Below are 5,276 nucleotides of genomic sequence, written 5' to 3' on the forward strand. Positions count from 1 at the left end.
AGCGACGCGATGGGAGGGGATGCAAACCCCTTCCAGAGTCTTTTCCATCGTCGCTTGCGACGATCCATTAACTTGTTGGGCATAAGGTGTTTTTCCTGATGGTGCACTTGTCCGGTATGGCACGCTCTGTGTTGACATACAGACGGGGAAACTGTTTTCAATTCAATTATTGTATGGCACAACTATCACGGGAAACGCGTTTCCCTGCTTGCAAAATATGACTATGCGATACTTTGTTCTTGATGCATCGTTTGGGCGAATGGCGCTGCTGATAAAGGCTAAAATATGAAAGTTAACAATACGCAGGTATGAAAAACTGCAGCTTGGTGGCCCGTGCCTGTTTAGTTTTTTTTGCGCTGATTGAAGGTGAATTTTTTTTATGACTGTTTCGCTTCATTTTAAGCCGCAATTTTTTCATCCGCCTAGGGTGGAAGTGATGGAGTTGCCATCTTATGCTTACAGCCAAGCGCAATTTCGCTCGAATGGCATACGCACCTCGATAGAGTTATTTGAGCGCAGTCCCGCTCATGTGCTGGCGAAGAATCAATTTTACGCTGAGCTTGCTCAGTTATCGGCGTTCCTGCGTGAGCAAGGCGCGGTACCGGAAATCGTGTTGGCTGATGTCGGACTGTTCGGTTTACGTCTGTTTGAGGGGCAAGATTATTACGACGAAACTGCACGCGCGCTGCTGTATGCTGACGGCCTGACTCTGTTTTCGCGCTTGGTGGGCCAGATTGTGAGTGCCGATACACCGGTACAAACCGGGCTGGGTGTGTGCGAAAACTTGGGGCGTGAGATGACGGTCTGTTCAAATGGCATTATCATTAATCTCACGAATAATCTGACGCGTCTGCTTGGCGATGAATTGCCGGTGAAGGCGATCGATACCTTGCATGCATACATCATTGAATATCTGAATCAGCATGAGCTGAATTCATCCAAGGTGATGGAAATTCATCGTGTCAATGAAATGCGCAATTACCTTGTCGATAAAATGTGGGGGGTGCCGCCGATCACTGATGCGCAGTTCCAAATTTTCACCAAGGAGCAAAAAAAAGCCTGTTTCAATGCGATTGCTGCTTCTCTGACGCCAGCACACATTGCACTGGCGGCCGCCGACGAATGCTTGTTGGTGATGCGCGTGGGATTGGCCGAAACCTTGGGGGAGACGGCAAGTCCTGATGAATTTAACTATACCGCTTTCCATGATGCGGTGTTAGTTTTGAGGAAAATGTTAGCCTTGCGGTACGGTGAACTCAGTTTACATGCTTTTTTTTGTTTTGATGAGGGCGAGGAAGTTGCTCATTTGCGTACTGATCCGAGTTTGATTGCGCTCGATATTCTGGATAATCAACGGCGCAATGGCAATCTGTACGAAAGCTATCTACCCCAGAGAGTGCATGAATTCTACGAAAACGGTCAGCGTTTTCAAATTTATCATTACGACATGCAGTTGGCATGGGTGGAAGTCGCGACTGGTCCTCTGGCCGGAATTCGTGATAGTTTGTGCTTTCATTACCTCGAACATTTCCCTGTGGCTGAGTTGAAAAATGCGCCTTTATTGTCGATGCTGAAAAAATGTACGGCTGACGATATGGCATCGTCTTTGCTGAAAACAGCACCACAGAACTTGGCGCTACCCTTGGTGCCGGTGTTTTTTCAACGCGTGCTGGCCCGTGGTGTGATGGCTAGCTACTTGGCCGACAAGTTGGCGCAGTGGATCACGCTGCCGCCGCACACTCGTGTCTATCTGTTTGAATGTTTGCTGGCCTGTGCGGCGGCGGCTGAAGTGGCGACCTTGTTGCCACATTTGAAATTGCTGGGGCCAGATAGTGACGAGCAGATGTATTTGCGCACCAGCTTGCTCAACCCTGATAGCGAAGTGTTTACTATGCTGAGTAGGCATTTTTTGCAGCAAGCACAGCTGCATTGTGCCAACCACCGCGAGGTTTTTCGTGCTTTAGTCGGGGTAGATTTGTTTTCTCATAGCCTTAAAACTCATACCTTGACCTCCGTTTTGCAAGTTGGCGTTTCTGCCGATCGTATCAGCCAGTTTCTCGCTTTCATGATGCAACTGGTCGATCGCGCCTTGCTCAGTCCGGCTGGCTTAATCGCAGTGTTGACTGGCAAGAATCATGAAGGCAATACCTCCTTAGTGATGGCGGCTTGTTTGCGCCACAGCGAACAGTTCAGTGTGATCTTGCGCGTCTTGACGGCGGCGACGCAGCGTCGTTTGGTACTGCCTTCCGAGATGCTGGGCTTGTTGGCAGCACGCGACCGACGTCAGCATTGGAGCGTGCTTTGTTGGGCCATGTCGCACGGCGACACTGCGATGGTGCGTGAACTGGTCGTCGGTGTGCTGGAAGGGGCAGGAAAACAGTATATTTTCGACCAGAATACGGCGCAAGAGGTGCTCCTCGGTTCTCCGCCAGGCGCGCTCAATCTGGCGCTCAGTCATGGTCATGCCGAGACCTTGTGCGTCTATGCTGATTTGCTATTCGAGGGGCAGCAGCGTGGACACCTGAGTCCACATGGTTTGCGTCGCATCCTCATGCATGGTGTCACTAAAGATGTGTTTGCGGCCACGGAAACGGCGATGGATGTCTATATCAGCGTGCGTGATGCACCTGAGCATTCGCCATCGCAACGTTGGGATCAAGACCGGCAGGCATTGACATTACGATCTGATGCGCTAACGGCAGCCTTGCAGGGTGGCTTTGTCGACACACTGTGCTCGTATCTCGATTTATTTGTACGCGCCCATGAATTGCAGCTTATCAGTCGTGTTGGCATAGAACCTTGGTTAAGGGGTAAGCTGCAGTGGGCTTTATCTCCGGCCGTGCTCGACGGTTTTCGGTCGCGACCATTTTTGACTTTAGTACAGATGGTTGATGCCGCTTATGAACGTAATTTACTCACTATCAGCGAGTGTCACCGCTTACTCGGTGCCAGCGAGACTGGCTCACCGGCATTGATGCGCGCCATCAGTAGACCATCTTTCGATGGTTTGTTTGAATTTGCCTACCGCTTGTGGAAGCTGGACCAACGTCGTGAAGAGAAGCGGCAAGCACACGCCTTGAAATTATTTTACCTACCACCAACGATGCGGGAATGTCATGACTGGTCGTACGCCTGTTCGCCAGCAGGTTTGGCGCACTTGCAGCGCGATGTTCGTGCGGTAGAGCGCATCCCGCGTGAGCAGCGCAGCGAGCATTTACAGCGTTTGCAAGACAAGTTTCGTGAATGCCGCATAGGCTTGCTATTGACGACCGATCAGCATGCCGCAGAGAAGGAAAAAGAGTGGCAACAATTACGGGCTCAATTCTTGGCCTTGTAAGCTAAGTAGCTAGCCTGAGCGCGTCAGCCTGTCGGTTCAGTTCTGGGCATCGTCGCGTAAGCTGTGATATTGCTTGGCGACTTTTTCGATATAGGCGTTGCGTAAATCTTGGCGATCTTTGCCCAGTCCGGCATTGTAGGCGCCGACGGCATTCCAAGTGTATCCGGAACGCTCGATAAACTCAGACAGTATCCAGGCACCGGTCATAATGGAAACGCAAGGGTCGCTGAGCAAATTTTTTTTAGTAATGCCAAATTTGGATAAGCGTGGCAAATGGCTATTATTAATTTGCATGATCCCTATATCGTAAGTGCCATTTTTATTGTAATGAAAGGCTTGCGGGTTCAGCCCTGATTCGACGATGGCAATGGCGCGCAGTAGTACCGGATCGATTTGATAGCGCGCGCCGGCTTCATTCCAACATTGAGCTTGCGCCAGGTTACTGAGAGAGGCAATCAGTGCTGCCAGTAAGGAGAGTTTCTTCATAGGTCTTTGCTTGGCTTGAGTTCATGGAGAACCGACAGACTTGACTGTAACTCCAGGTAGAAAGGCAGTCATGATGTAAATGTGATTGCACGGTGTATGGTTGAATTTTGAAAGTGATGCGCAGCAATTTATGGGAGAGTCTTGTGGCGGAAATATATAGATATTGCCGACTTTTTCAGGAGCGATGTCATGCCTTATCCATTTATCTATTGCAATGTAAGTAGCTCTTCCTTTCCCGCTATCGGGGCAGCGTTGCAGCCGATGGCGGCACCGATTGTGCAGAATTTTCTTTCTGCCGCCAATGTCAGCACCAGCGCAGCTGAAGTGACGTCACTACCGTTGGCGCCAATGGCGACGCCGCGACCTGACATTCAGAGTCTGCTCATGAGCGGGCCCGCTCCGAATATCGAAGCGCAAGCTACAACGCTTGGGCCGGAGCAGCTTGCGCGTGCCAATGTGACGCGTGTTTGGCTGGAGCGCGAGCGTGCAAAAAATTATGCTCAGTATCTTTATTTGGATGCGAAAAATCCGCCGCCACGTTCGGTTTTGGCGCGTCAGGCTTTACATTACTATTACCTGAGCATTCCGCTTGAACCGTGTACGCGACAAGATTTGGCTTCATCGCTGCGCTATATTAATGCTTTTGAGGGCCGTTGTCGGAGCTTGCATGCGTCGGGCTATGGTCAGGAGCGTATCCGAAAACTACATGATGCCGTTCGCACTTATTACGCTAAGCAGTTGATGCAGTCGGGGCCTGAGGCGTCTGCTGCTGCCGCAGTTTATGGTGAGGCGTTTTTTGAATATGAGCAGGTGGTGCGCAAGAATCCGCAACTTTACCGGGGTATCGCGCGTCTGTACTGTGACGCTTTATTTGTCGAGCTGGAAGCGACACGTCCGCATACTCAGCTTGAGCTCGACGCCGCCGAGTCGAAGTTACGCAAGCTCAGTATGGTTTTTACGGCATTTGGTGAGACCGATTTGGTGCCGCGGCTGCGCGTTCTCAGTGAGGCGATTTGTCGGCATTATGCACATGCTTGTAGTTTGGCAAACTATCGTTCTGAAGTCGCACGTTTGCGTGCCATTTATGTGGAGCTGACCGAGCAATCGCATGATACCCCGGACGCCAAGGAGACATTTTTTCGTGCCGGTTTGCTGTATGCGCATGCCTTACTCAAAGAGAGTATTGCTGCCAGCAGTAACAGCGATGAACGAACAGTGTTTGAACAAGAGTTAGCTCTTCTCAAGCGGGAGTTGCAAGTTTCACGACCTGATTTGTTGCAACTATATCCTGAGCTGCAAGCTGAGATTGACTCTGTTGGCCTGTCATGGTGAATAGCTCGCTATTAAGCACAAAAGACGTCTGGTATTGCATCCTCATCAAAAATCTGACTAGGGTTTGAAACCCCGGCCAAAAGAGGCTGTCGCAAAAGCCTGATGGACGTTTTTTACACCT

Annotated in this window: 3 protein-coding genes; 2 read left to right on the top strand and 1 reads right to left on the bottom strand. The window is 50.5% G+C overall.

Features of this window, described 5'->3' with window-relative positions; translation table 11 throughout:
• Positions 1 to 379: 379 nt before the first annotated feature.
• Positions 380 to 3,337 (top strand): hypothetical protein, encoded by a 2,958-nt coding sequence (locus QN359_RS19245; RefSeq protein WP_323493389.1) that lies wholly within the window; start codon positions 380 to 382, stop codon positions 3,335 to 3,337.
• Between the two features lie 36 nt (positions 3,338 to 3,373).
• Here the strand turns inward: QN359_RS19245 and QN359_RS19250 are convergent, their stop codons facing one another.
• On the bottom strand, positions 3,374 to 3,823 hold the full coding sequence (locus QN359_RS19250) for a lytic transglycosylase domain-containing protein (protein WP_322248903.1): 450 nt from the start codon (positions 3,821 to 3,823) through the stop codon (positions 3,374 to 3,376).
• Positions 3,824 to 4,012: 189 nt separating this feature from the next.
• Here QN359_RS19250 and QN359_RS19255 point away from each other — a divergent pair, with 189 nt between their 5' ends.
• Positions 4,013 to 5,155: a hypothetical protein gene (locus QN359_RS19255; RefSeq protein ID WP_323493390.1), complete on the top strand. Its 1,143-nt coding sequence runs from the start codon at positions 4,013 to 4,015 to the stop codon at positions 5,153 to 5,155.
• Positions 5,156 to 5,276 lie beyond the last annotated feature (121 nt).

Origin of the sequence: Undibacterium sp. 5I2 (assembly GCF_035019605.1) — a bacterium.
Lineage (GTDB): Bacteria > Pseudomonadota > Gammaproteobacteria > Burkholderiales > Burkholderiaceae_D > Undibacterium.